This window comes from Desulfovibrio sp. X2 (genome assembly GCF_000422205.1).
Lineage (GTDB): Bacteria > Desulfobacterota > Desulfovibrionia > Desulfovibrionales > Desulfovibrionaceae > Alkalidesulfovibrio.
This window is the reverse complement of the sequence record NZ_ATHV01000034.1, coordinates 1-26,142: the sequence shown is the minus strand read 5'-3', so window position 1 is coordinate 26,142 and position 26,142 is coordinate 1. Positions and strand designations below refer to the sequence as shown.

Genomic DNA, 26,142 nt, shown 5'->3' with positions numbered 1-26,142 from the left:
CAGCCCCCTCCCTGGCCGCCGGAGGCATTCCCGCCTTCTTACGGCTCGACCATGAAGGTGTAGGCCTTGTCGGGCTGCAGCACCTTGTTGGCCAGGGCTTTCAGGTCCGCTGGCGTGACCTTCGCGGCTTCGCCGATCATCTTCTCGTTGTAGTCGAGCGGCAGGCCGCGGGTGAGCAGCCAGGCCGCCTCGCCCGAGCGGCTGGCCAGGGACTGGCGGTCGCGCCAGTAGTCGCCGCGCAGGATGTTCACGGCGCGCGCCACCTCGTCGTTCGAGAGATCGGAGTCGTGCAGGCGGGCGACGACCTGGTCGAAGCCCTTTTTGGCCTGTTCGGCCTTGGCCGGTTCCGTGCCGATGTAGAAGGCCAGGAAGCCCGTGGCCGGGGTCTGCCAGAGCATGGCCGTGACCGAGTAGCCGAGCCCCTGCTTGTCGCGCAGGTCGCTGAAGAGCAGGCCGCTCTGGCCCGCCAGGGCTTCCTTGAGCACGTTGAGGGCCGGGGTCTCGGGCGAGCCGAGGCCGGGCACCGGGAAGATCTCCAGGATGTGCGCCTGGTTTCGGCCGGGCAGGTGCAGGGTGTCCGTGCGCTGCGCGTTCCAGGAGGGCGCGGGCATGGGCGCGGGCTCGACGGGGCCGAGCGCGGCGGCGAGTTCCTTGGCCAGGCCGAGCACGGCCTCGCGGTCGAAGTCGCCGCACACGGCCATGACGAAGGGCGCGCGGCGCTGGCGTTCCCAGAAGGACTTGGCTTCGGCCGCGGTCAGGGTGCGCACGCTCTCGGGCGTGCCCATCTGCAGCGAGCCGTAGCCCGGGCCGGTGAAGAGGAAGGGGAAGAGGTGGCGGAAGGCCAGCCCCAGGGGCTGGTCCTCGCGGCGCTTGATGGCCGCTGTCTGCTCGCTGCGCACCCGGCCGAGCTGGTCCTCGGGGAAGGTGGGTTCGAGCACGGTCTTCCTGATCAGCGGCAGGAGGTCCTTGCTGAAGCGCGCCGGGAAGTCCGCGGAGACGAGGAAGGCGTCGCGCCGCGCGGCGGCCCCCAGGGAGGCCGCGCGGTCGGCCAGGAAGTCCTGACGCGCGATCACGTCCATGCCCTGCACGCCCTTGCCCAGGAAGCGGGCCGTGAAGTCGGAGAGGCCGTCGCTCTTCTTCGCCTCGAGGGAGGAGCCGCCCTGCCAGGCGATGTCCACGGAGACGTAGGGCAGGGTGGTGTCGGGCATGAGCACCACGCTGTCCTGGCCGATGCGCACCACTTCGGGCGTGGCGGCCGTGCCGGGCGCGGTCGCGGCCTCGCTTCCGGCCTCCGCGCCCGCCTCGGTCCCGGCCTGCGTGCCCGTCGTGGCAGCGTTCGCGGGCCAGGAGGCCTTGGCCGCGGCCACCAGGGCGTCCGCGGTCAGGGGCGCCGGGGCGGGCGCGGCGGTGCCGGAGGTTGCGCCGGACCCGCCGGAGCCCTCCGTCCCTGAGGCTGCCGCTTCGGGCAGGATCAGGTCCATGGCCAGGCGGTCGGGCCGGATGTAGGCGTGCATCACGTCCGCAAGCGTCGCGGTGTCCGTGTGGCGCAGGGCGAAGAGGTAGTTGTCCTCGGAGACCGGGCCGTCCTCGAAGAAGGTGAAGTAGCCGAGCTTGGAGGCCAGGCCGGAGATGGTCTCCTTGGAGCGGAAGAGGTCGTCCTCCAGGTTCAGGCGCGCCCGGGACAGCTCCTCGGGCGTGAAGGAGGCCGGGTCGAGGTGGGCCAGCTGGTCGCAGACCCCGCGCACGAAGGCCTCGGCCTTGTCCGCGTCGCAGGTGGCCTGGACGATGAACATGCCGCCGCGCTCGAGCGTCAGGATGTCCGCCGAGACCTGGTCCACCATCTGCTTGTCGTACTTCCAGGTGCGGTACAGGCGAGAGGTGTTGTCGCCGCCGAGCAGCTGGGCCAGGAGCTCGAGCCCCACGGCCTGGTCGCGCCTGAGGCCGGGCACCGGGAAGGCCAGGGAGACGTAGGCCTTGTTGAACTTGCCGTGCTCCACGCGGGCCACGGGCCCGGTGAAGAGGGGCAGGGGCAGCTCCTGGGCGGTGGGCCGGATCGTCGTGTTGCGCAGCCCGCCGAAGAGCTGCTGCGCGGCCTCGAGCACCTCGGCCTCGTTGACGTCGCCCACGACCACGAGGAGCATGGAGCGGGGTTGGTAGAGGCGGCGCACGTAGGCGTGCAGGTCGCGCGGGGTGAGGGCGGCCAGGGTCTCGCGCGTGCCGATGATGGGCCTGCCGTAGACCGAGCCCGGCCAGACGAGGGCCTGCAGGGACTGGAACTGGCGGTGGCCGGGATCGTCCTCGTCCATCTCCAGCTCGGAGAGGACCACCTTGCGCTCGCGGGTGAACTCGTCCGGGTCGATGGCCGCGTGCACGGCCATGTCCTCGATGACGTCGAGGCCGAGGCGCCAGTGCTCGCGCGGCATGTTGGCGTAGTAGACGGTGTCGTCGAAGCTCGTGGCCGCGTTCATGTCGCCGCCCGCGCTCTCGATCTCTCGCGCCGCCTCGCCCGGGCCGCGCCGCTTCGTGCCGTCGAAGACCATGTGCTCCAGCAGGTGGGAGATGCCCGCCTCGCGCGCCGTTTCCCAGGCCGAGCCCGCGTGCACGTAGAGGCGCACGGAGGCCAGGGGGAAGCGGGTGTCGCGCTGCACGAGCACGCGGAAGCCGTTCTCGAACACGGTCAGGTGCGGCGCGGTGTCTCCGGCCTGGGGCGTGGTGCCCACCGGCGGCAGGGGCGACATGAGCGGCGCGCGGTCCTTGCGGTCGACCTTTTCGAGGCGTCCCATGCGGTCACATCCTCCGAGCAGCGTCGCCGAGGCGAGCAGGCAGAGGAGCGCGAGCAGGGACAGACGGGACAGCGGCCGACAGGGCGGCGCGACGAGACGGCGCATGGGCTGTTACCTCCCGGGCATGAAAGCGGGCGGCAGCGGGCGGGGTGCCCGGCCGCGCAGAAAAAAGCGGGGCAGCGCCCCGCTCGTTCGGTTCGACACCTCGCGGGGCTACCGCGTGCAGGAATCTCCGTCCTCGCAATAGACGCGGATGAACTGGCCGACCTGGTGCGTCAGGTAGACGCACTCCACGCCTTCCATGCACTTCTCCGCATCCATGCGCTCGATGTGCGTGACCAGCTCGTGCGAGTCCTTGACCAGCTTGAGTATCCAGGCGTCCTTGGCCTCGTCGAAGGAGACCGAGGCCTTGAGCTTGTAGCGCTCGATCTCGGGGTACATCTCCTTCACCTTCTGCAGCAGCGACTGTGGCGTGAGACTCATTGTCCGCTCCTTTGGGTAGGGGGGCTTTCGGGGATCCGACTCCTCCCATTCCTACCAGTCCGGGGCGAACGGTGCAAGCCCGGCTCCTCATTTGGCCGCCTCCTCGGCGAAGCGCTGCGCGGTCTTCTCGACCGAGAGCGCCAGGGGCGAGACGCCGGGCAGCACGGCCCGGATGATGGCCAGGGGGCTCACGTAGCCCGCGCTCCAGTCGAAGACGATGCGCGCCGCGGGGCCCAGGCCTCCGGACGCGGGCAGGACCTCGACCTCGGCGACGAAGGCGCGGGCGTCGAGTTCGCGGTCGCCGTGGCGCGTGGTGCGCACGAAGGTGAAGCTGTCGCAGGCCGCGAAGCGCTCCATGGCCTCCTCGAAGGCCGCGGCCCCGGCCCCGGTGTCGTCCGCCACCTCCGCGGGCGGCTCGTAGCGCACCATGAACTCCTCGGCCTCGGACTGCGGCTGGCGGCGGCCCATGGACAGCTCCTCGACGCGCAGCAGCGGCAGCCCCTCGGGCATCTGCGGCGCGAGGCGGGCAAAGGCCTCCTCGGCCGTGTAGGGCTCGCGGGTGAAGAGGTCGAACCACTCCGCGCGGCTGGTGACGCCCACGGGCAGGGCGCGGCCGAAGGAGATCTGCGGCAGGGGGTGGAAGCCCTTGGAGAAGGACGGCTTCACGCGCGCCCGGCGCAGCGCCCGTTCGAGCACGCTCTGCAGGTCCAGGGTGGAGAGCCAGGCCGCGGGGCCGCGCTTCTCGAACCAGACCCGGAAATGGCCCTCGCGCCGCGTCAGGTCCTCGCGGATCTCGGGCGGCTTCTGCGGCCCGCGCTGCGGCGCCATGGGCGCGGCGTTTGCCGTTTCGGGAGTCGCTTCGGGAGTCTCGGCGGGCGCGGTCGCGGGGTCTGCCTGGTCGCGCCTGGCGAAGACCGTGCGCGGCCGAAGCCCGTCCGGCTCGGAAAGCTCGCACGCGCCGCAGTTGCGGCAGGCGTCGTAGCGGCAGTCCGGCGTGATCTTGCCCTCGAAGGCCCGGGCCCGCTCGGCGAGCAGGAAGCGCTTCGAGACGCCCACGTCCAGGTGGTCCCAGGGGAGGGGGGCGTTCACGTCGCGCGCCGCGAGCATGGTCTCGGGGTCGAGGCCGACGTCGGCGAAGGCGGCCTGCCAGGCCTCGAAGTCGAAGCGGTCCTCCCAGGCGGGCAGCACCTGGCCGCGCGCCACGAGCGCCTCGAGGAGCGGGGCCGCCTCGCGCCCGGCGCGCGAGAGCACGCCCTCCACGAAGCTCATGGTCGGCTCGTGCCACTTGAGCTTCAGGCGCTTGTCCGCGCGGAACAGCTCGCGCAGGAACTCGATGCGCTCCCGGCACTCGGAAAGGGTGATCTGCCGCTCCCACTGGAACGGCGTGTGCGGCTTGGGCACGAAGGGCGCGACGGCGGCCGTGACCTGCAGCCGCTTGGTGCCGCGCGGCGCGGCGTCGGCCACGGCGCGGCAGAGCTCGAAGACGGCGCGCAGGTCGTCCTCGGTCTCCGTGGGCAGGCCGCACATGAAATAGAGCTTCACCTGGCTCCAGCCGCGCGCGAACAGGGCGCGCACGTGGGCCATGAGCCCGGCCTCGTCCACGCCCTTGTTGATCACGTCGCGCAGGCGCTGGCTGCCTGCCTCGGGCGCGATGGTGATGCCCGTGCGCCTGATCCGGGCCATGAGGTCCATGATCTTGGGCGAGAGCGAGCCCACGCGCAGGGAGGGCAGGGAGACGGCCACCTGCTCGGCCGCGCAGCGCTCGAAGCTGCCCGCGAACAGGCCGTCCAGGGCCGAGTAGTCGCCCGTGGACAGGGAGAGGAACGAGACCTCCTCGTAGCCCGCGTCCGCGAGCGACTCGGTGAGGCAGGAGAGGAGCGTCTCGGGCGTGCGCTCGCGCACCGGGCGGTAGGCCATGCCCGCGTGGCAGAAGCGGCAGCCGCGCGTGCAGCCGCGCGCGATCTCCATGGCCAGGCGGTCGTGCACGGCCTGGAAGTTGGGCAGCACCAGGCGCTTCGGCCAGGAGACCTCGTTCAGGTCCTTGACCACGGCGCGGTGCACGACCTCGGGGGCGACGTCCGCGTGTTCCGGCAGCGGGCGCATGCGGCCCGTCCCGTCCTTCCCGTAGAAGGAGGGCACGTAGACCCCGGGGAGTTTCGCCAGGCGCCTGAGCTTCTCGGGGCGCGGCGTGCCCTCGGCGCGGAAGGACTCGAGCGCGGCCATGAGCGGCGGCAGGGCCGCCTCGCCGTCGCCCAGCACGAAGGCGTCGATGAACGGGGCCAGGGGCTCGGCCGAGCCCACGCAGCCGCCGCCCGCCAGCACCAGCGGGTCGTCCTCGCCGCGCTCGGCGCCGCGCCGGGGGATCCCGGCCAGGTCCAGCATCCAGAGCATGGTCGGCGCGGCCAGCTCGTGCGTCACGTGGAAGGCCACGGCATCCACGGCCGCGAGCGGCGTGTCGCTCTCGATGGTGGCGAGCTTCGCCCCGTGCCCGGCCATGATCGCCGCGGCCTCCTCGCACGGCGCGTACACGCGCTCAGCGAGCCAGTCCGGGTTGTCGTTGACCAGGGCGTAGAGGATGCGCTGCCCCAGGTAGGACATGCCGACCTCGTAGAGGTCCGGGAAGGCCAGGGCCACGTGCGCGCGGACGGACGAGGGGGCGCGGCGCACCGCGCCCCATTCGTTGCCCGCATAGCGGCCGGGCCGCTGCAGGAGAGGGAGGAGTTCTTTCATGTGGGGGGGGTGGCGGGCCGCCCGTGCCCGGCCGCCCGGAAGGCGGACGCGCGGGACGCGGGCGGCGCCTCGCGCGTCCGTATCGGTTGCGGATTACTTCTTGATCAGGCCCAGGCCGCCGGCGCCGGCGCCCGCGCCCGTCAGGTTCAGGCCGCGCAGGTCGCCCGGCGTGGAGAGCGTGAGGTTGGAAGTCGCCTCGAGGTACTTGGTCTTGATCTCCTCGGGGAACTTCTCGACGAAGTAGATCACGTGCGCGGCCTTGATCTCGCCCTTGATCTCGTTCTCGAAGGGGTAGCCGAAGGGCAGCAGGACCATCTGCACGCCCTGCTGGGTGGGCACGGTCTGGATCACGGCCACGTCGACGATCTTCTGCTCCTCCTCGTTCCACTTGCCGAGGACGGTGTCGCCGTTGATGAGCTTGGCCAGACGGATATCGTATGCCATTGCGGTCTCCTTGCGTGATGTGGTGCGCGGCTAAGTTAGGGGCTGCCCCCGGGTGTGTCAAGGCGCGCGCCGCCTTCCGCCCGCCTTCCCGGCGCCGTTCAGCACGACTCGCCCTCGTCGCCGGGCCGACGCGGGAAGATGAGGACCTGGGCGATGCACAGGGCGGCGAGCACGGCCAGGAGGACGAGCCCCGGGAGGCGGGGGCCGAGGAGGCCGAGCCCCCCGGCCAGGGCGGCCGCGGCGAGCTGCATGGCCAGGTTGCGCCGCACGCGGGGCAGGCGGCGCGCCCGGCAGGAGGAGAAGGAGATGGCGGCCAGGGAGAGCATGGTCGCGGCCACGGACAGGCAGAGGATCAAGGCCCCGGCCCCGGGCAGGGGCGCGTTCGGCGCGGGCACCACGAGGCGTATGCCGACGGCCGTGGAGACGATGCCCATGACCAGCGGCAGGTGGGCGTAGAGCCACTGGTGGTAGAGCATGACCATGCGCCCCGAGCGCAGGACGAGCGTGCGCGCCCCCCTGGCACCCTCGAAATACCCCCACCAGTAGGCGCTGGCCATGGCGAAGCCGACCGCCCCGGCCAGGACCGACGCGGGCGTGGCCGCCCCGGCCCCCACGCTGGCCATGACGGCCACCACCTGCTCGCCGATGACGATGATCGTGAACAGGCCGAAGCGCTCCGGCAGGTGCATGGGGTGCGGCGGGACGGCGGCGTGCAGGTCGCCCGCGGTGAGCGGGGCCAGCACGTCCACGACCATGGCCAGCCCCCAGACGGCGAAGCGCCAGGGGGGCGGGACGAGGGCGGAGACGGCCCACAGGGCCGCGGCCGCGCCGAAGCCGGTGACGAAGCGGGCGACGAGCGGCCGGGCGGCGGGCAGGCGCCGCACGGAGACCAGGTAGGAGACCACGAGCAGGAAGCGGACCGCCGCGTAGGACAGGGCGAACGCGGCCGAGGTGGGGCCGAGCGCCCCGGAGATGGTCACGACCATGGCCCCGACCCCGGCGATCTGGAGGATGGTCAGCAGCCGGTGGCGGATGTCGCCGGTGTCGAAGCGGGTGAGGTAGAAGGTGTGGCCGATCCAGGCCCACCAGACCGGGAAGAAGACGGCCGCGAAGCGCAGCAGGCCGGAGGGGGTGTAGTCGTGGTCCAGGTTGGTCGCCAGGCGGGAGACCGCGGCCACGAAGACGAGGTCGAAGAAGAGCTCCACCCAGGTGGCGTGGCGCTCCTTCACCTCCCCGGCCGGGGCGGCGCCCGCGGACGGCGGGCCGGAATCGTTCCTGAACGTGAACCAGCGCATATCCCTTCCCGGAGGCTGAGGTCGGCTCGGCACCCCGCACCCTACACCGGAATCCGCCTCCCGGCCACGCCTTCCTCGCGCCGTGCGGAGACCGGGGCACGGTTCGGCCTCCCGGAAATAATCATGGCTCTATGCCCGCGTCTATGCCTATGCCGGACGCATGTCCTCTCCGTCTCCCGCGCGGACCGGAAGCGGCGCGGAAGGCGCGCGGAATCTTGGTCAGGAGCCTGTCCGTCGTTGACGGCCAGACGCGAAGGACGTATAGAATGGACAAGTCGAAAGCCGAAATGTTTCCTCGATACGACGAGGCAGGTAAATGAAAAGAAAATTCATTCCCATGTTCGTCACATTCATGTTGCTGTGCGCATTTCCGCTGCTGAGCGGATGCAGCGACATGCTTCTCCTCAATCCCAAGGGCCCCATCGGCGAGTCGGAAAAGACGGTCATCCTCATCGCCTTCGGCCTGATGCTGCTGGTCGTCGTTCCCGTGATCGTCATGTCCGTCGTGATTCCCTTGAAATACAGGGAGTCGAACAAGAAGGCGGACTACGATCCGAACTGGGACTATTCGGGCAAGATCGAGGCGGCGATGTGGCTGATACCGCTGGCCATCGTGCTGGTCCTGTCCACCGTGGTCTGGATCGAGACGCACCGCCTCGATCCCTACAAGCCCATCGCCGGCGACGCGAAGCCGCTGAACGTCGAAGTCGTCAGCATGGACTGGAAGTGGCTGTTCATCTATCCGGACTACGACATCGCCGTGGTCAACCAGTTCGTCTTCCCGGCCAAGACGCCGCTGAACCTGTACCTCACCTCGGACACGGTCATGACCTCCTTCTTCATCCCCCAGCTCGGCAGCCAGCTCTACGCCATGGGAGGCATGCGCACGAACCTGCACCTCCTGGCCGACGAGGAGGGGGTGTACCGGGGGCAGAACCAGCAGTTCAGCGGAGACGGGTTCCCGCAGATGACCTTCAAGGCCACGGCGACCTCCCCGCAGGCGTTCGAGGCCTGGGTGGAGCAGGTCAGGAAGTCCCCGGACAGGCTCGACATCGCCCGCCTCGACGAGCTGTGCAAGCCGGGCCTCGTCGCCTCGCCCCTCCATTTCTCCTCGCTGGAGCCCGGGCTCTTCGACCACATCATCGCCAAGTACAATCCGCGGCGCTGGTACCTGCACGGCGGGCACGGAACGGGCCAGACCACGAACGCAATGGACGGCGCACTGCACGGCGCAATGGATGGAGCAATGGGCGGCACGATGGGCGGCGCAACGGACGGAACGGGCCACACGGCGCACGGCGCCCAGACCGGCGCGGAGGTGAATTGACATGTTCGGGAAACTCACGCTCGCCGCGGTGCCGTACCATGACCCCATCGTCATGGGCGCGGTGTGCGGCTCGCTCCTGCTCGGCTTCGTCATCCTCGCCCTGATCACCTACTTCAGGAAGTGGCCCTATCTCTGGCACGAGTGGCTGACCACCGTGGAGCCCAGGAAGATCGGCGTCATGTACATCATCCTGGCGCTGATCATGCTGCTGCGCGGCTTCTCGGACGCCATCATGATGCGGGCGCAGCAGGCCATGGCGCTGGCCCCCTCCCAGGGCTTCCTGCCGCCGGAGCACTTCAACCAGGTCTTCAGCGCCCACGGCACGATCATGATCCTCTTCATGGCCATGCCCTTCCTCACCGGGCTCATGAACATCGTCGTGCCCCAGCAGATCGGCGCGCGCGACGTGGCCTTCCCCTTCCTGAACGCGGTCAGCCTCTGGCTGGCGGTGGCCGGGGCCATGCTGGTCATGGTCTCGCTCGGCGTGGGCGTCTTCTCCCGGGCCGGCTGGTCGGGATACGCGCCGCTCACGGAGCTGACCTACAGCCCGGACACCGGGGTGGACTACTGGATCTGGGCCCTGCAGATATCGGGCATAGGCTCGACGCTCTCGGGCATAAACTTCCTCGTCACCATCCTGAAGATGCGCGCCCCGGGCATGTCGCTCATGCGCATGCCGCTCTTCACCTGGACCACGGTCTTCACCGTGGTGCTCGTCATCTTCGCCTTCCCGGTGCTGACCGCCGCCCTGGCCATGATCACCATGGACCGCTACCTGGGCATGCACTTCTTCACCAACGGCATGGGCGGCAACATGATGATGTACGCCAACCTCTTCTGGACCTGGGGCCACCCGGAGGTCTACGTCGTCATCCTGCCCGCCTTCGGCGTCTTCTCCGAGGTCGTGGCCACCTTCTCGCGCAAGAGGATCTTCGGCTACGTGTCGCTCGTCTACGCCACGGCCGCGATCATGTTCCTCTCCTTCGCGGTCTGGGTGCACCACTTCTTCACCATGGGCGCGAGCCCCGACGTCAACATCTTCTTCGGCATCTCGACCATGCTCATCGCCATCCCCACGGGCGTGAAGGTCTTCAACTGGCTGTTCACCATGTACCGCGGGCGGGTGCGCCTCACCTCCGCGATGCTCTGGACCATCGGCTTCCTCACGACCTTCGTCATCGGCGGGCTCACCGGCGTGCTGCTGGCCATGCCCCCGGCCGACTACGTGCTGCACAACAGCCTCTTCCTCATCGCCCACTTCCACAACATGCTCGTGCCCGGCGTCCTCTTCGGCTTCATGGCCGGGTACACCTACTGGTTCCCCAAGGCCATCGGCTTCCGCCTGAACGAGGCCTGGGGCAAGCGCGCCTTCTGGTGCTGGTTCTTCGGCTTCTATCTGGCCTTCATCCCGCTCTACCTCCTGGGGATGATGGGCATGACGCGCCGCCTGCAGCACTACGACAACCCGGCCTGGCAGCCCTACCTCATCGTCGCGGCCGTGGGCACCTTCATCATCCTCCTGGGCATCGGCTGCACCCTCGTGCAGCTCGCCTTGAGCATCCGGGACCGGGAGAAGAACCGCGACCTCACCGGCGACCCCTGGGACGGCCGCACCCTGGAATGGCTGACCTCCTCGCCCCCCGCGCCCTACAACTTCGCGGTCATCCCCACGGTGCACGACCGCGACGCCTTCTGGGACATGAAGGAGAAGGGCACGGCCTATGAGCCGCCGGAGCGCTACGAAGACATCGCGGTGCCGAAGAACACGCCCTACGGCCTGGCCGTCGGCGTCCTCGCCTTCGTCTTCGGCTTCTCCATGATCTGGTACATCTGGTGGCTGGCCGGGCTGAGCTTCGCGGGCATGATCACCGTGGTCATCCTCCGCTCCGCGGACGACGACACGGACGAGATCATCCCCGCGGCCGAGGTCGCCCGGATCGAGGGCGAGCGGCTCGAGCGGATACGGGGGGCGGCATGAGCGGCCTGCCCGGCGACGGGTCGAAACACGCGCTGATCCTTCAGCGGGAGAGTGCAGAATGCAGACGGAATCCTTGACCATGCCCGCAGATGCCCAGGGAGAGCACGGGGGCCACGACGTGGCCGAGATCCAGGCGCTCGGCTTCTGGCTCTATCTCATGAGCGACCTGATCGTCTTCTCCAGCCTGTTCGCGACGTATGTGGTCCTGGGCCGCAACTACGCGGGCGGCCCCACCGGCAAGGAGCTCTTCGACCTGCCCGGCGTGCTGGCGGAGACCATGCTGCTGCTCACGAGCAGCGTGGTCTACGGCCTCTCCATGGTGGCCATGCAGAAGGGCGACAGGAAGAAGGTCCTCCTGGGGCTCGCGGTCACGTTCCTGTTCGGGCTCGGCTTCGTGGCCATGGAAGTGAGCGAGTTCCGCCACATGATCCTCATTGGCGCGGGGCCCGATCGCAGCGGCTTCCTCTCCGCGTTCTTCACCCTGGTGGGCACCCACGGCCTGCACGTGAGCTTCGGGCTGCTCGGCATGGTGGTCATGATGGTGCAGACGGCCTCCAAGGGGCTGACCGGGCCCGTCCGGTCGCGGCTGACGAGGCTCGGCATGTTCTGGCACTTCCTGGACATCGTCTGGATCGGTCTGTTCAGCATCGTCTATCTGATGGGGGCCATGCAATGAACCAGCCACGACAAGACACCGCGGGGGCCGGAAACGTCTCCTTCAAGGCGTACGCGACGGGGTTCGTCCTCTCGCTCCTCCTCACCCTCGTCCCCTTCCTGCTGGTCATGAACGGGGCGCTGTCCCACATGGCCCTGGTCCTGTGCGTCTTCGCGGCCGCGATCCTGCAGATCTTCGTGCAGCTGCGCTACTTCCTCCATCTCGACAGGTCGTCCGCGATGTACTGGAACGTCATGTCGCTGCTCTTCACCTTCTTCATCATATTCCTCTTCGTGGGAGGCTCGATCTGGATCATGCACAGTCTGCACTACCGGATGTAAGAACATCCGAGGTGCTCAAGAACTATTTCCTGGTCACCAAGCCGTGGATCGTCGCCGCCAACCTGGTGGCGGCCGCTGGCGTCTTCTTCCTCGCGGCCCAGGGGCGCTTCGCGCCAGAGCTCTTCCTGTGCGTCATGGCCGGGCTGTGCTGCGTCGTGGCCTCGGGCTGCGTGCTCAACAACTACATCGACAGGGACATAGACCGGCGCATGGCCCGGACCTGCGGCCGCGTCCTGGCCACGGATTCGATCTCGCTGCAGGGGAGCCTGGCCTACGCCGCGGTGCTCGGGCTCGCGGGCGCGGCGCTGCTCCTGGCCGGGACCAACGGCCTGACCCTGGCCGTGGCCCTGTGCGGCTTCGCGGTCTACGTCGGCGCCTACAGCCTCTATCTGAAGCGCAACTCGGTCCACAGCACGGTCCTCGGCAGCCTGGCCGGGGCCGCGCCGCCCCTTGCGGCGTACTGCGCCGTCAGGAACAGCTTCGACCTCGGGGCGCTCATCGTGCTGGCCATGTTCAGCCTGTGGCAGGTGCCGCATTCCTACGCCATCACCATCTTCCGCCGCGACGACTACGCCGCGGCCGGGCTTCCCGTGATGTCCGTGCGCGCGGGCATCGCCGCCACCAAGCGGCACATCGTCTGGCACGTGGCCGCGTTCGTGGTCGCGGCGCAGATGCTGACCGCCTTCGGGTACGCGGGCTACGCCTACCTCGTCGCGGCCACGGGGCTCGGGCTGTGCTGGCTCGGCATGGCCCTGTCCGGGTTCAGGGCGCGCGACGACCGCCGCTGGGCCAGGCGGCTCTACCGCTTCTCCATCCTGACCATCTTCGCGCTGAGCCTCATGATGTCGGTCGATTTCGCCAGGGGGCCCTTCTGAGCCGCGTCCCGGCTGCTACCCGGGAAGCCTGAAGGGAATGTCCACGTAGAAGGTGCTGCCCTTGTCGGGCACGCTCCGCGCGCTGATCTCCCCGCCCATGAGCTGCGCCAGCCGCTGGGCGATGGACAGGCCGAGCCCGGCGCCGCCGAGCTTCTTGGTGATGAAGTCCTCCGCGATGACGAAGCTGCGGAAGATGCCGGGCAGCTTCTCGGGCGCGATGCCCACGCCCGTGTCGCTGACCCTGACGCGCAGCGGCACGGCGCCCGTCTCCGCTTCTCCCTCGCCCAGCTCCACGCGCACGCCGATGGAACCGCTCAGCGTGTACTTGAAGGCGTTGTCCAGCACGTTGGCCAGGATCTGCAAAAGGCTCGCGCTGTCGCCGACGAGCCTCTCCGGCACCTCCGGGGCGGTCTCGGCCACGAAGTCGAGCCCCTGGATGGTGGCCTTGCGCGCGAAGAGGTCGAAGAGGCAGCGCAGCGCCTTGCGCGGCTCGAAGGGCGCGGGCACGACCAGGAAATCCCCGGCCTCGATGGTGGAGAGCTCCAGGAGGTCGGAGAGCAGGAGCATGAGGCGGCTCGCGGAGCTGGCCAGATGGCCCAGGAGCTCCTGCTGCTCCATGTCCAGCTCGGTGGAGGTCAGCAGGTGGGCCATGCCCTGGATGCCGTTCATGGGGGTGCGCAGCTCGTGGCTCATGTTGGCCAGGAAGACGGTCTTGGCGCGGTCCGCCGCCTCGGCCGCCTCCTTGGCCCGCTTCAGCTCCGCCGTGCGCTCCGCGACCATGCGCTCGAGCACGCGCTGCTGGCGGTAGAGCGCCAGGTGGGTGCGCACCCGCGCGAGGACGATGGAGGGGCTGAAGGGCTTGGTCACGTAGTCCACGCCGCCTATGGCGAAGCCGCGCTCCTCGGCCTCCGGATCGGACAGGGCGGTGACGAAGACCACGGGCACGGAGCTCGTGGCCTCGTCCGCCTTGAGGCGGCGGCAGACCTCGTAGCCGTCCATGCCGGGCATCATCACGTCCAGTAGCACGAGATCGGGCGGGGCCTCGCGGGCCAGGGACAGCGCCTCGAGCCCGGTGGTGGCCACGCTCACGGCGAACTCGCCGCGCAGTATCTCGTTCAGCGTCTCCAGGTTGGAGAGGGTGTCGTCCACGACGAGGATCCTGAGGCGGTCTGCGTGCATCGGCTGCTCCCGTGCCTTCTTCGTTTCTGCCGGACAGGTCCGGCTCAGCGTTCCAGGGCCTCGCGCTCTTCCTCGAAGTCGGCGTGGCAGCGCGAGATGGTCCTGATCTCCTCGGCGAGGGCGAGGAAGACGTCGGCCACGACCGGATCGAAATGCCTGCCGCGCTCCTCGGCGATGATCGCCACCGCCTTGGAGTGGGGGATGGGGGTCTTGTAGACGCGCTTGCTGATGATCGCGTCGTAGACGTCGATCACGGCCATGATGCGCCCGGGCAGGGGGATGTCCTCCCCGGCCAGCCCTTCCGGGTAGCCGCCGCCGTCCCACTTCTCGTGGTGCGAATAGGCGATCTCGCAGGCCACGCCGAGGAAGGAGGCGTGGTCGAGGATCTCCTCGGCCCTGCGCAGGCTCTCGCGGCCGTAGGCCGTGTGCAGCTTCATGACCTCGAACTCCTCGGCCGAGAGCCTGCCGGGCTTGAGCAGGATGTGGTCCGGCACCCCGATCTTGCCCACGTCGTGCAGCGGCGTGGACTTGACCAGCATCTCCACGGTCGTTTTGCGGAAGAAGTCCGCGCAGGCGGGCATCTTGGCCATGGTCGAGGCGACCAGCTCCATGGCGCACTGGGTGCGGCGGAAGTGGCCGCCCAGCTCGTTGTCGCGCATCTCGGCCAGGCAGGCCAGGCAGTGGATGGTCGCGTCCTGGGTGTTCAGGAGCGCCCGGGTGCGCTCCTGCACCAGCTCCTCCAGCCGGTGCTGGTGGGCCTTGAGACGCAGGTGGCTCTGCACGCGGGCGCGCACCACGGCCGGGCTCAGGGGCTTGCCGATGTAGTCGGCCGCGCCCAGGGAGAGCCCCTTGGCCTCGTCGATCTCCGTGCCCAGGGTGGAGACGAAGAGCACCGGGATGGAGCTGGTCTGCGGGTCGGCCTTGAGCCGGCGGCAGACCTCGTAGCCGTCCATTCCGGGCATGAGGATGTCGAGCAGGATGATGTCCGGCGGCGGGACGGCGCGGGCCAGGGCCAGGGCCTCGCGGCCGTTGGTCGCGGCCAGGGTGCGCACCTCGGGCGAGAGGATCTCGCGCAGGATGAGGATGTTGTCGGGCGTGTCGTCCACGATGAGCGCGGTCTCGCACGGCCCCGTCTTCCGGGACTGCGTCATGCCTCGCCACCTCCCCCGGGGCCGCCCGCGTCCGCCTGTCCTTGTGCTGCCGCGCAGGCGCGCAGCAGTGCCTCGGCGTGGCCGTGCGCGACGGAGAAATTAAAGGCGCGCAAGGCCCTGCCCAGGGCCGTGGCCGCCTCGCCCGCTTCGGGCGCGAGCCGGGCGAGGGTCGGGGTCAGCTCCTCGAAGACGTCCAGGGCCCGGGTGTCGTGCCGCGCGAGAAGCTCCGCCAGCTCGCCGAGGCGCGCAGCCGTCTCTTCCGGGGACAGGGCCGGGCCGGAGGCGCCGTCCTCGTCCCGCTCGATGCGGCCGTTGCCCTTCTCGGCCGGGCCCAGGTGCTTCTCGATGGCCGTCGTGGCGGCCGCGGTGCTCGCCGCGAGCCGTGCGAGCGAGGCGGAGCAGGCCGAGGGCGCGCCGCCCAGGCAGGCGTCCAGGTGCGCGGCCGCGGCGTAGACGTCGAGCAGCCCCACGTTCCCGGCCACGCCCTTCAGGGTGTGGGCCTCCTGGCGGGCGAGCTCGAAATCGCCCGCCGCGATCTCGGCGCCGAGCCTTTCGGGCGCCTTGCCGCAGGTGCGCGCGAAGTCGAGCAGCAGCCTGCGGTAGAGCCGGGCGTTGCCGCGCACCCGGGCCAGGCCCGAGGCCATGTCCAGGCCGGGCACGGCGCCCGGCGGCGGCAGCCGCTCCGCGCCCGTGGCCTGGGCCGCGGCGGAAGCGCGGGGCGCAAGGCCGCGGCCCCCGGAGCCGTTTTCCGGGGGGGGCGGAGGCGGCGCCGCGGGCTTCCAGCCCGCCGGGGATATCCAGCGGCCGAGCGCGGCGAAGAGCTCGCTCGGCCGGATGGGCTTGCCCACGTGGTCGTTCATGCCCGCGCGCAGGCTCTTCTCGCGGTCCGTGTCCAGGGCGTGGGCGGTCATGGCGATGACGGGCAGGTCGCGCAGCTCCGACGTGGCGCGGATGCGGCGCGTGGCCTCGAAGCCGTCCATGCCCGGCATGCGCACGTCCATGAGCACGGCCTGGAACCCGCCCCCGTCCTCTGCCGCCGCCATCTGCGTCCGGCCGAGGATGTCCAGGGCGGCCTCGCCGTCGCCCGCCACGGTCACGTCGAGCCCGGCCCCTTCCAGGAGCTCGCGGGCCACCTGCTGGTTCAGCTCGTTGTCCTCCACCAGCAGGATGCGCGCCCCGCGGATGTGGCCCGGGATGTCGTCCGGCCCGGCCCCGGGGGCCAGGGCGTGGTGCTCGTGGCCCTCCGCGTCCAGGGACTCCATGATCGTGTTCAGGAGCACGGAGCGGCTGACGGGCTTGAGCAGCAGGCCGTCCACGTCCGAGATCTCGACCGAGCGCATGATCTCCTCGCGGCCGTAGGCCGTGACCATGATGATCGCGGGCTGCATGGCCAGAGGCATGGTCCGGATGCGCCGGGCGCAGGCCATGCCGTCCATGCCCGGCATCTTCCAGTCGAGCAGGACCACGGAGTAGTCGATGTCGCCGCGCTCCAGCAGGCGCAGGGCCTCTTCTCCCGAGGAGGCAGCGCCCACGGTGAAGCGGAAGGACTGCAGGATGTCGCCGAGGATCATGCGCGAGGTGGCGTTGTCGTCCACGACCAGCACGCCGAGCCCCTTGAGGTCGTTCGGCGTGGCGCGCGGCGCGCCCTCCCGCTCCTCGGGCAGGGGGAAGCGCAGGACGAAGGAGAACTCGCTGCCCACCCCGGGCTCGCTCTGCACCTCTATGCCGCCGCCCATCATCTCCACGATGCGCTTGCAGATGGCCAGCCCGAGCCCCGTGCCGCCGTGCCTGCGCGTGGTCGAGCCGTCGGCCTGGGTGAAGGGGTCGAAGAGGGTGGTGATCTGCTCCGGCGTGAGGCCGATGCCCGTGTCGCGCACCGAGAAGCGCAGCAGGGCGTGCTTCTCGCCGCGCTCGAGCGCGAGCACGGAGACGAGCACCTCGCCCTGCTCGGTGAACTTCACGGCGTTGCCCACGAGGTTGATCAGCACCTGGCCCAGGCGCAGGGGGTCGCCGCAGAGGTCCGTGGGCACGTCGGCGTCCACGGAGAGCAGGAACTCGATGCCCTTGTCCTCGGCGGCCAGGGCGTTGACGTCGACCATGTTGCCGAGCACGGCCTCGAGGTCGAAGCGGACGTTCTCGATGGACAGCCTTCCGGCCTCGATCTTGGAGAAGTCCAGGATCTCGTTGATCACGCCGAGCAGGGCCTCGCCCGAGCGGCGGATCTTGGTCAGGTAGTCGTGCTGCTTGGGGGAGAGCCGGGTCTTGAGCGCCAGGTGGCACATGCCGAGCACCGCGTTCATGGGCGTGCGGATCTCGTGGCTCATGCGGGCCAAAAAATCGCTCTTGGCCTGGTTGGCCTGCTCGGCCTCCTGCCTGGCCTCCTCGATCAGCCGCCCGGCCAGGATGCGCTCGGTGATGTCGCGGGCGATGCCGCGATACCCCACATGCCGTCCCTGCAGGTCCACGATGGCCACGTTGTTGGATTCCAGCACCACCTGCCTGCCGCTCCTGTGAAGGCAGACCGTCTCCCAGTTGAAGAGCGGCATTCCCTGGGCCGAGGCGGCCTCGAAGGTGCAGCGGGCCTTTCCGGCCTCCTCGGGCGGCATGAACTCGAAGGGCGTCCTGCCCGCGACCTCGCCGGGCGAGTAGCCCAGGATGTCGGCCACGCGCGGGCTCGCGTAGGTGATGGCGGCGTCGCGGCCCATCTCCCAGATGAGGTCGCGCGAACTCTCCACGATGCCGCGGAAGCGCGCTTCGCTGCGCGCCAGGGCCAGGTCGGCCAGACCCCGCTCGTGCAGGTGGCGGGCGCGCAGCGCGGCCACCACGGCGGACAGCAGGCAGACCAGCACGAAGACGCCGAGGTAGGACAGCCGGTGCGCCTGTTCCATGCCCGCGAGCACGGCGCGCGGGGTGAAGGAGACGAGCTTCCACTCCCGCCGCACGTCCTCGGGCACCGTCAGGCTCCGGGCCGCCTGGTCCAGGTGGTCCTCCGGGGAGAGGCGCACGGTGGAGAAGGTGAACAGCCCCGCGGGTGTCTCCACCTGGCCCAGGCGCCGGGCGGAGATCGTCTTCCAGGCCTCGGGGTAGGTCGCGCCGAAGGTGACGTTCTGCCTGTCCGGGTACATGAAGCCCCACTCCAGGTCCGGATCGTCGGCGTGCAGCCAGTAGCCGTCCCTGTTCAGGAGCATGACCGTGGGGCCCTTGCCGGACCGGGCGTCATGCAGGCTCCGGTCGTGCGGTCGGTCGGCGTGGATGCGGTCCAGGAGCCGCTGCCCCAGGTAGTTGAGGATCACCACTCCCGCCTTGTCGCCCTTGGAGTCCGCGACCGGGGCCGCGAGGCGGATCATGGGCTTTTGCGGCCGCTCGATGGCGCCGTGCTCGATGTTCAGGTCGAAGGGCGAGACGTAGGCCTCGCCCGGGGAGAGCTTGACCGCGTCGGTGAAATAGTAGCGGTGGACCTTCTGCTGCAGTTGATCCTGCGGCACCAGCACCGGGCTGCCGCCGACGTTGTTGACGCGCACGATCTCGCGGCCGTCCAGGCCGAGGAGGCGGACCTGGTCGAACTGCGGGTTGTCCCCGGCGAAGACGAGGTATTCTGTCTGCAGGTCGCGCAGTTCGGCCGGGCCAGGATGGTCCAGGTAGCGGCGCAGGGCGGTGCGGTGGACGACGCTCAGGAGGTCCCGGAACAGGGAGCCGAGTTCCAGGGAGACGGCCCTTGCCACGTAGGTCTCGCGGGTGATCTCCTCCTGGCGGTAGAGCTCCTCGGCATGACGCGCGTCCTGCCGGAAGGTCAGGAAGAGGATCCCCCCGGCCACGAGGACGATGGGCACGAAGGTCTTCAGGAAGACGCCCAAAGCGCCGGGCACGGTTCGCTGCATCCCACCCCCTTGCAGCCCCCGGAGGCATTTCGGCAAAGCCGGGCGGCCCCTGCCGGAGGCGATGCGTATTGATGCAGGCTAACGGCCAGGACGGTCCGGACCAATTATAATTCCAGTCACGGAATACAACTTCGCTTGTTACACTTGCGCAACGCCTGCGGCCAGGGCCCTTCGGGACATGCGGCCCCTAGAAGGGCACGTTCACCACGCCTCCCTCCACGCGCAGGGCCGCGCCGTTTATGCCCGAGGCGCGCGGGCTGGCCACGAAGGCCACGAGGTCCGCGATTTCGGCGGGCTCCTCGAAGCGCTGGATGAGCGAGGTGGGGCGGATGTCGCGGAAGAACTCTCGCTCCGCGGCCTCGGTGTCGCCGCCGCGCTTTCCGGCCATCTCGGAGATGAACTTCTGCACGCCCTCGGAGCGCGTGGGGCCGGGCAGCACGGAGTTCACCGTGACCGCCGTGCCGCGCGTGAGCAGGGCCAGCCCCCGGGAGAGCGCCAGCACGGCCGCCTTGGAGACGCCGTAGTGGATCATTTCCGCGGGGATGTTGAGGCCCGACTCGCTGGACACGAAGATGACCCGGCCCCAGCCCCGCTCGAGCATGCCCGGCAGGTAGCGCCGCGAGAGGCGCGCGCCGCTCAGCACGTTGACGTCGAGCATGTGCAGCCAGTCCTGGTCGCTGATGTCGGCGAAGTCCTTGGCGGCGTAGATGCCCAAGTTGTTGACCAGGATGTCCGCCGCGGGCACGGCCGCGAAGAACTCCTTGGCGCCCTCGGCCAGGGAGAGGTCCGCGGCCACGCCGCGCACCATGGCCCCGGGCGCGGCGCGCGTCACGGAGAGCACCGCCTCGTCCACGCGTTTTTGCGTGCGGCCGTTCACCACCACGGACGCGCCCTCGCGCGCCAGGGCCTCGGCTATGGCCAGGCCGATGCCGGCCGTGGAGCCGGAAACCAGCGCCGTGCGTCCCTTGAGCGACAATTCCATGGAAAACCTCCTTCCCTCCGCGCATGGGGAGGGCAAGTCTGCACCATACCCCCATGCGGCGGCCGCGTCATCCCCCGACCGCGCAAAAGGCGGGTCCGGCGCCCTTCGCGGGGAACCGGCGCAGGCGAAGAAAAGGCGTGCCGCAGCCGGGCGGGGGTGCTAGAAGCGGGGGAATCAGGAGGTTTCCCCCATGACTCCCATGCAATCGACGGACAGTGCAAACGGACGGCTTGCAGGCAAGAAGGCCCTGGTCACCGGCGGCAGCCGGGGCATCGGCGCGGCCATTGCGCTGCGGCTCGCCCGCGAGGGCGCGGACGTGGCGATCACCTTCACCAGCAGGCCGGACGCGGCCGACGCGGTGACGCGAGAGATCCGCGAGGCGGGCGTACACGCCCTGGCCGTGCAGGCCGACAGCGCGGACGCAAAGGCCCTGGCCGAGGCCGTGAACCAGGCCGCGGACCGGCTCGGCGGGCTCGACATCCTGGTCAACAACGCGGGCCTGGGCACCTTCGGCGCCCTCGCGGACTACCCCCTCGAGGAGCTGGACCGCACCCTCGCCGTCAACACGCGCGCGGCCTTCGTGGCCGCCCAGGCCGCGGCCAGGCGCATGGCGGACGGCGGGCGCATCGTCTTCATCGGCAGCTGCAACGCCGAGCGCGTGCCCTTCGAAGGCGCGACGGCCTACGCCATGAGCAAGGCCGCCATCGTCGGCCTGACCAAGGGCGCCGCGCGCGACCTCGCCGCGCGCTCCATCACCGTGAACAACGTCCAGCCCGGCCCCGTGGACACGGACCTGAACCACGAGGACTCGGACTTCGGGAGGATGCTCAAGGACCGCGTCCTGGCCCTGCCGCGCTATGCCGACGGCGGCGAGATCGCGGCCCTGGTCGCCTACCTCGTGGGCCCGGAGGCGGGCTTCGTGACCGGCGCGAGCCTGACCATCGACGGCGGCTTCACGGCCTGATCCGGGCCGCGCCGACGGCCGGGGAGGGCGGCCTCGCCCCCTTCCCCGGCCCGCCTGGCCCATCTCCTTGGCCCATCTCCTTGGCCTATTTCCCGGCCTGCCCGTCGGTCCGCTTCTCGGGCCCGTCTCCGGGCGTCTGCCACTTCCATTCGCGGATCTCGGGCATGTCCTGCCCGTGGCGGGTGATGTACTCCTTGTGCTCGATGAGCTTGTCCTTCAGCGACTCCTTCAGGTAGGCGCCGCGGTCCCCGCACTGCGGCAGGCGGTCGATGGTGTCCATGACCAGATGGAAGCGGTCCAGGTCGTTCAGCACGGTCATGTCGAAGGGCGTGGTGATGGTGCCCTCCTCCTTGTAGCCGCGCACGTGGATGTTCTTGTGGTTGGTGCGCCGGTACGTCAGGCGGTGGATGAGCCAGGGGTAGCCGTGGAAGGCGAAGATGACCGGCTTGTCCCTGGTGAACAGGGCGTCGAAGTCCGTGTCCGAGAGGCCGTGCGGATGCTCGCTCTGCGGCTGCAGCTTCATGAGGTCCACCACGTTCACCACCCGGATGTGCAGGTCCGGCAGGTGCTCGCGCATGATGGACACCGCGGCCAGGGTCTCGAGCGTCGGCACGTCGCCGCAGCAGGCCATGACCACGTCCGGCCCTGACGTCTGGTCGTTGCTGGCCCAGGGCCAGATGCCGATGCCCTTGGCGCAGTGCTTGACCGCCGTCTCCATGGGCAGCCACTGCGGGGCCGGGTGCTTGCCCGCCACGACCACGTTCACGTAGTGGCGGCTGCGCAGGCAGTGGTCCATGACCGAGAGCAGGCAGTTGGCGTCGGGCGGCATGTACACGCGCACCACCTCGGCCTTCTTGTTGACCACGTTGTCGATGAAGCCCGGGTCCTGGTGGGTGAAGCCGTTGTGGTCCTGGCGCCAGACGTGCGACGAGAGCAGGATGTTCAGCGAGGCGATGCGGTGGCGCCAGGGCAGCCCGGCCGTGACCTTCAGCCACTTGGCGTGCTGGTTGAACATGGAGTCCACGATGTGGATGAAGGCCTCGTAGCAGTTGAACAGGCCGTGCCGCCCGGTGAGCAGGTAGCCCTCGAGCCAGCCCTCGCACTGGTGCTCGCTCAGCATCTCCATGACCCGGCCGCGCGGGGCCAGGAACTCGTCGCTCTCCCGCGTCTCGGCCTGCCACTGCCGGTTCGTGGTCTCGAACACGGCCTCGAGCCCGTTGGAGATGGTCTCGTCCGGGCCGAAGACGCGGAAGTTCCCGGCCTCCTCGTTCTTCTGCGTCACGTCGCGCAGGAAGCGGCCCAGCACGTGCGTGTCGCCGATGGCGCCCATGACGCCCGGCTCGGGCACGTCCACCGCGTAGTCGCGGAAGCTCGGCAGGCGCAGGTCGCGCAGCAGCCCGCCGCCGTTGGCGTGCGGGTTGGCGCCCATGCGGCGCTCGCCCTTGGGCGCCAGCTCGGCCAGCTCCGGGGCGAGCCGCCCGCTCTCGTCGAAGAGCTCCTCCGGACGGTAGCTCTTCAGCCACTCCTCGAGCATTTTCAGATGCTCCGGGTGCTCCGCGGGATCGGAGAGCGGCACCTGGTGCGAGCGGAAATTGCCCTCGATCTTCTTGCCGTCGATGACCTCGGGGCCGGTCCAGCCCTTGGGCGAGTCGAGCACGATCATGGGCCAGCGCGGCCGCTTCGTCTCCCCGCCCTGGCGCGCCGCCTTCTGGATGCGTCCGATCTCCTCCACGACAGTGTCCAGGGTCTTGGCCATGAGCTCGTGCATGGCCTCGGGCTCGTCCCCGGCCACGAAATAGGGCACCCAGCCGTAGCCGCGCATGAGCTGCTCCAGCTCCTCGCGGCCGATGCGCGCGAGCACGGTGGGGTTGGCGATCTTGTAGCCGTTCAGGTGCAGGATGGGCAGCACCGCGCCGTCGTTCTTCGGGTCCAGGAACTTGTTGGAGTGCCAGGCCGTGGCCAGCGGGCCGGTCTCGGCCTCGCCGTCGCCCACCACGCAGGCCACGATCAGGTCCGGGTTGTCCAGCACCGCGCCGAAGGAGTGGCTGAGGGAATAGCCGAGCTCGCCGCCCTCGTGGATGGAGCCCGGACACTCGGGCGAGGCGTGGCTCGGGATGCCGCCCGGGAAGGAGAACTGCACGAAGAGCCTGCGCAGCCCCTCCTCGTCCCGGCTGACCTCGGGGTAGACCTCGCTGTACGTGCCTTCCAGATAGGTGTTGGCCACCACTGCCGGGCCGCCGTGGCCCGGGCCGGAGACGTAGATCATGTTCAGGTCGTGCTGCACGATCGCCCGGTTCAGGTGCGCGTAGATGAAGTTCTGCCCCGGCGTGGTGCCCCAGTGGCCGAGCAGCAGCCGCTTCACGTCCGAAAGCTCCAGCGGCCGCTTCAGGAGCGGATTGTCGTAGAGGTATATCTGGCCCACGGAGAGGTAGTTCGCCGCGCGCCAGTAGGCGTCGATCTTCCGGAGCATGTCCGGGGAAAGCGTTTTTGCGCTCATGGTCGTCTTCCTTGTCGTTGCGGCCGCCGGTCCCGGGACTCTGCCCGGCCGCGGCCCGGTCCGCGCCCTTTCCGGGCGCCGCGTCAGGGGGCCTCCTCGCCTGCCCCTCCCTCGCCCGGCACGGGCGGCTTCTTTCCGTCCTTCCCGGAAACCTCTCCCGCCTTCCCTTCCTTCTCTTCTTCCGCGGCCCCGTTCTCGTCGGGCCCGTCTTCCGTACTCCCGTCGTCGCCGGACTCGTCTTTCTCGGCTTCCTCTTCCTCGGGCTCGGCGCAGCCGCGGAAGTCGTCCCCGGCCGCCTCTCCCGAGGCCAGGCGCAGCAGCTCGCCGTCGATGTCCGCCAGCAGGCGCTCCTGCACCTCCTGGCTCAGCGCGCCGCGGTGGAAGGCGTCGCTGACCACTCCCTTCTCCACCTGCAGCAGGTGGCGCCTGGCCCACTGGGCCTCCTCGGCGCGCAACTGCTCGCTGTCCAGGTGCAGCTCGTGCAGGGCCTGGGTCTCGCGCTCGATGCGGCGCTCGTACTCGCAGCGCAGGTCCTCGACCAGGCCCGGAGCCGTGAAGCGCACGTGCGCCAGGCGGTCCAGCTCCTCCAGGGCCGCGTGGGCCGCCTGCAGCCTGCCGCGCGAAAGCTCGTACTCGGCCAGGTCGCGCCGCCCCCGGGCCACGCCCAGAAGGCGCAGCAGGGGCGACATGGAAAGCCCGTGCACCATGATGGACAGCACCACCACCCCGAAGGTCATGGAGATGAGCAGCTCGCGCTGCGCGAAGTCCTGCGGCAGGCTGAGCGCCAGGACCATGGGCAGGCCGCCGCGCAGCCCGCCCCAGGTGAGCACCGCGCACCACGCCTTGGGGATGCGCTCCCTGGTCCCGCGCAGCAGCGCGCCCACGCCGAAGATGATCACCATGCGCGCGCCCGTGACCACCAGATAGGCCGCCAGGATCGCCCGCCAGGAGTCGATCAGGGCCTGGAAGCGCACCTCGAGCCCGATGAGCAGGAAGACGATGGAGTTCAGCGCGAAGGCCACGTACTCCCAGAACGTCTCGACCGCGATGCGCGTGGACGGCGTCATGCCCACCCGCGCGCCGTAGTTGCCGCAGAGCATGCCCGCGCAGACCGTGGCGATGACCCCGGAGGCGTGGAAATGCTCGGCCGCCAGGAACGAGCCGTAGGCCGCGATGGTCGTCAGCGTGATCTCGATCATGGGCTCGTCCACCTGGCGCAGCACCTGCGACACGCCGAGCCCGAGCCCCATGCCGATGAGCGCCCCGAGGCCCACGATCTTCACGAACATGAGCCCCAGATCGGCCGGGGCCACCACCCGCCCGGCCGCCAGGGCCAGGCTCAGGGTGAAGAAGGCGATGGCCGTGCCGTCGTTCAGCAGGCTCTCGCCCTCCAGCAGCACGGAGAGACGCTTGGGCACGCCCAGGCTGCGGAAGACCGCGATCACCGCCACCGGGTCCGTGGCCGAGATGATGGCCCCGAAGACCAGCGCGTGCTGCCAGGTGAAGCCCTCCACGAAATGGAGCCCGCCCGCCACGCGCGGCAGCACCAGCGTGGTCAGCGCGATGGCCGCGGCCAGACCCGGCAGGGCCAGGGAGGCGATGGCCAGGCGGTTGCGCCAGAATTGCCTGAATTCGATGTAGAAGGCCGCCTCGAAGAGCAGCCCGGGCAGGAAGGCGTTGAAGAGCAGGGCCTTGGTCAGGTGCGGCGCGGGGAAGAGCTGCAGGAAGCCGAGCACCAGCCCCGCGGCCATCAGGGCCGCGGTGTAGGGGATCGTCCACCGCTGCACCGCGATGGCCACGGCCGTGGCCACGACGAAAAGGAGGATGAAGACTGCTTCCGTTTCCATATCTCCGCACCGCCCCCGCCGCCCGCGCACGGCCCGGCGCACGGGCAGGGCAGGGGGAATCCTCCCATCCATACCCTGCCCGGCGGCCCGTGTCGACCTCGGCACGGAAAAGTCATGATCGGGGATGCGGCGGTGCGCGGCGATTTCCGTGGGGAAGGGGGAGAAGGGACCCTTTGAAAAGGGCTCCCTTCTCCCCCTTCCCCACACCCCATCCCTCCTTCCTGGTCGCTGAAAAAGCACCGTCTGCGGCGTCGCTGCGAAGAATGCAACCCCTCGCGTATTTGAGCATACGCATCGGGCTTGCATTCTTCTTGCTCCTTGCATCCAGCACTTTTTGAGCGACCAGGAGGACGTCTTCAGGTTCGCTTCCCTCGACCGGGAAAGGCGTCGTTGCTGTATGCCGTCGTCCGCACGCATCTCCTTTGCCCGCGGCGAGAACAGCGAGCGCCTTTGAAGACTCCCGGCAAAGGAGAGGGTGAAGAGTTTTTGTGACCGGATTTTGGGAGAAGGCGGGTGGGGAGGTCACGCCGCGATGACCGGGCCCCGTCGGCAACCGTGCCCGAGATTTTTCCGCGGTCCGAGCGCAGCGAGGCTCGCGGGAAAAGCTCGGGCACATTCGTTCTCCGGCCTGCCACGCCCAGGCGGCCCGTGCCCGGCCGTCAGCCGTGCCGCGTGCGAAGCGGGTCCAGGCTCAGCCTGGCGCAGGGGAGTCCAGAGGGGGCGCGCAGCCCCC

Annotated in this window: 17 protein-coding genes; 6 read left to right on the top strand and 11 right to left on the bottom strand. The window is 69.7% G+C overall.

Annotated elements, in window-relative coordinates:
• Positions 1–38: 38 nt before the first annotated feature.
• The 5 genes from DSX2_RS11565 to DSX2_RS11545 form a co-directional block, all read right to left on the bottom strand.
• The gene (locus tag DSX2_RS11565) at positions 39–2,783 is read right to left on the bottom strand and encodes a pitrilysin family protein (RefSeq protein WP_236615114.1); all 2,745 of its coding nucleotides are present in this window, start codon (positions 2,781–2,783) and stop codon (positions 39–41) included.
• Positions 2,784–2,996: 213 nt separating this feature from the next.
• A complete protein-coding gene (locus tag DSX2_RS11560; RefSeq protein WP_020881281.1) occupies positions 2,997–3,266 on the bottom strand; it encodes a hypothetical protein in 270 nt (89 codons plus the stop codon).
• A gap of 87 nt (positions 3,267–3,353) precedes the next feature.
• Positions 3,354–5,996 (bottom strand): TIGR03960 family B12-binding radical SAM protein, encoded by a 2,643-nt coding sequence (locus tag DSX2_RS11555; protein WP_020881280.1) that lies wholly within the window; start codon positions 5,994–5,996, stop codon positions 3,354–3,356.
• A gap of 93 nt (positions 5,997–6,089) precedes the next feature.
• Complete coding sequence (locus tag DSX2_RS11550) at positions 6,090–6,440, bottom strand: hypothetical protein (RefSeq protein WP_020881279.1); 351 nt, start codon at positions 6,438–6,440, stop codon at positions 6,090–6,092.
• Positions 6,441–6,538: 98 nt separating this feature from the next.
• Positions 6,539–7,735 carry a low temperature requirement protein A gene (locus DSX2_RS11545; protein WP_020881278.1) on the bottom strand — a complete coding sequence of 399 codons (1,197 nt, stop codon included), beginning with the start codon at positions 7,733–7,735 and terminating at the stop codon, positions 6,539–6,541.
• A 316-nt stretch (positions 7,736–8,051) separates the two neighbouring features.
• Between DSX2_RS11545 and cyoA the strand changes: the two genes are divergently transcribed.
• The 5 genes from cyoA to cyoE are packed head-to-tail and all read left to right on the top strand — an operon-like array spanning position 8,052 to position 12,911.
• On the top strand, positions 8,052–9,062 hold the full coding sequence (gene cyoA / locus DSX2_RS11540) for a ubiquinol oxidase subunit II (RefSeq protein ID WP_020881277.1): 1,011 nt from the start codon (positions 8,052–8,054) through the stop codon (positions 9,060–9,062).
• 1 nt (position 9,063) lies between these two features.
• Positions 9,064–11,040, top strand: a complete 1,977-nt coding sequence (cyoB, locus tag DSX2_RS11535; protein ID WP_020881276.1) for a cytochrome o ubiquinol oxidase subunit I — start codon at positions 9,064–9,066, stop codon at positions 11,038–11,040.
• Between the two features lie 58 nt (positions 11,041–11,098).
• The gene (gene cyoC, locus DSX2_RS11530; RefSeq protein WP_020881275.1) at positions 11,099–11,716 is read left to right on the top strand and encodes a cytochrome o ubiquinol oxidase subunit III; all 618 of its coding nucleotides are present in this window, start codon (positions 11,099–11,101) and stop codon (positions 11,714–11,716) included.
• Positions 11,713–12,036 (top strand): cytochrome o ubiquinol oxidase subunit IV, encoded by a 324-nt coding sequence (cyoD, locus tag DSX2_RS11525; RefSeq protein ID WP_020881274.1) that lies wholly within the window; start codon positions 11,713–11,715, stop codon positions 12,034–12,036. Before cyoC ends, cyoD begins: the two co-directional genes overlap by 4 nt.
• Positions 12,037–12,047: 11 nt before the next feature.
• Positions 12,048–12,911, top strand: coding sequence for a heme o synthase (gene cyoE / locus DSX2_RS11520; RefSeq protein ID WP_020881273.1), 864 nt, complete (start codon positions 12,048–12,050; stop codon positions 12,909–12,911).
• Positions 12,912–12,926: 15 nt separating this feature from the next.
• Here the strand turns inward: cyoE and DSX2_RS11515 are convergent, their stop codons facing one another.
• The 4 genes from DSX2_RS11515 to DSX2_RS11500 all read right to left on the bottom strand — a co-directional run bounded on the left by DSX2_RS11515 (position 12,927) and on the right by DSX2_RS11500 (position 20,101).
• Positions 12,927–14,090, bottom strand: coding sequence for a hybrid sensor histidine kinase/response regulator (locus DSX2_RS11515; RefSeq protein WP_020881272.1), 1,164 nt, complete (start codon positions 14,088–14,090; stop codon positions 12,927–12,929).
• Between the two features lie 44 nt (positions 14,091–14,134).
• Positions 14,135–15,241, bottom strand: coding sequence for a two-component system response regulator (locus DSX2_RS11510; RefSeq protein WP_020881271.1), 1,107 nt, complete (start codon positions 15,239–15,241; stop codon positions 14,135–14,137).
• Positions 15,238–19,119: a response regulator gene (locus DSX2_RS18890; RefSeq protein WP_020881270.1), complete on the bottom strand. Its 3,882-nt coding sequence runs from the start codon at positions 19,117–19,119 to the stop codon at positions 15,238–15,240. Before DSX2_RS18890 ends, DSX2_RS11510 begins: the two co-directional genes overlap by 4 nt.
• A gap of 187 nt (positions 19,120–19,306) precedes the next feature.
• Entirely contained in the window at positions 19,307–20,101 is a 795-nt protein-coding gene (locus tag DSX2_RS11500; protein ID WP_020881269.1) for an SDR family NAD(P)-dependent oxidoreductase, read from the bottom strand.
• 190 nt (positions 20,102–20,291) lie between these two features.
• Between DSX2_RS11500 and DSX2_RS11495 the strand changes: the two genes are divergently transcribed.
• On the top strand, positions 20,292–21,065 hold the full coding sequence (locus tag DSX2_RS11495; RefSeq protein WP_020881268.1) for an SDR family oxidoreductase: 774 nt from the start codon (positions 20,292–20,294) through the stop codon (positions 21,063–21,065).
• An 85-nt stretch (positions 21,066–21,150) separates the two neighbouring features.
• Here DSX2_RS11495 and DSX2_RS11490 read toward each other — a convergent pair whose 3' ends face one another.
• Both DSX2_RS11490 and DSX2_RS11485 read right to left on the bottom strand, forming a co-directional pair.
• The gene (locus DSX2_RS11490) at positions 21,151–23,649 is read right to left on the bottom strand and encodes a phosphoketolase (RefSeq protein ID WP_172640027.1); all 2,499 of its coding nucleotides are present in this window, start codon (positions 23,647–23,649) and stop codon (positions 21,151–21,153) included.
• The gene (locus DSX2_RS11485) at positions 23,646–25,409 is read right to left on the bottom strand and encodes a Na+/H+ antiporter (protein ID WP_020881266.1); all 1,764 of its coding nucleotides are present in this window, start codon (positions 25,407–25,409) and stop codon (positions 23,646–23,648) included. Before DSX2_RS11485 ends, DSX2_RS11490 begins: the two co-directional genes overlap by 4 nt.
• Between the last annotated feature and the right edge of the window lie 733 nt (positions 25,410–26,142).